At 51.3% G+C, this 907-nt stretch carries 1 protein-coding gene; it reads right to left on the bottom strand.

Going from position 1 to position 907, the window contains the following annotated elements:
* The coding region (locus A3754_RS05455) for an IS256 family transposase (protein ID WP_156496825.1) at positions 1-722 on the bottom strand (722 nt) is incomplete at its 3' end.
* Positions 723-907 lie beyond the last annotated feature (185 nt).

Raw genomic sequence — 907 nt, 5'->3', positions numbered from 1 at the left:
ATGCTCTCGATGGCTTCAGGGAAGCCTTTCAAGCCATCCACGCAGGCGATCAGGATATCCTTGACGCCACGGTTGTAGAGGTCTGTCAGCACGGTTAACCAGTGGTGGGCACCTTCCTGATCAGAGAGATAAAGACCAAGCAGCTCCTTCTTGCCCTCGATGTTCAGGGCAAGAATGGTGTAGATAGCCTTGCTGACGTAACGGCCGTTTTCTCTAATTTTGTAGTGAATGGCGTCAAGCCAGACAATCGGATAGATGGCTTCAAGATCACGTTCTCGCCACGCCTGTAGCTCTGGCAGGAGTTTGTCGGTGATGGCATTGATGGTGCCGTTGGACAGCTCGATATCATACATCTCGACAATGTGGGCGCGGATGTCCTGGTAGCTGTTGCCGAGGGCAAACAGGGCAATGATCTTGCGCTCCAACTCATCGGTCAGATGCGTCTGGTGTTTCTTGATAAGCTGGGGTTCGAAGGTACCGCTGCGGTCTCGGGGCGTTTTAAGTTCAAAGCTGCCGGCGGGGCCTTTCATGGTCTTACTGGTCGTGCCATTCTTGCGGTTCGGCGCGGTCTCTTCTGTAAGATGATTGTCCAGCTCGGCTTGCATCGCGGCTTCTGTGAGCTGCTTGATCAGCGGCGTGAGAATGCCGTCTTTGCCGGTCAGGTCTTTGCCTTCCTGTAGGGCCTTGAGAGCAGCATCAATGTCGAATGTGGGTTTGGTCATGTATCACCTCTTTGGTGTGTAGATTAAAGAAGTGACACAGAATTCTGAACACTACCCGACGCCAGCATCCTTGTGAGGAAATCAGTCATGATTGAAGCTTCCAAGATAAAAACTCATAAACAAACCGCGCAGATGTTGCACATGCAGGAGCATGTAACTGATCATTTTTTTTATCATCCCCCATA

Source organism: Alcanivorax sp. HI0083 (assembly GCF_001635175.1).
The sequence above is the reverse complement of the archived record's forward strand: the minus strand, read 5'-3'. Positions and strand labels throughout refer to the sequence as shown.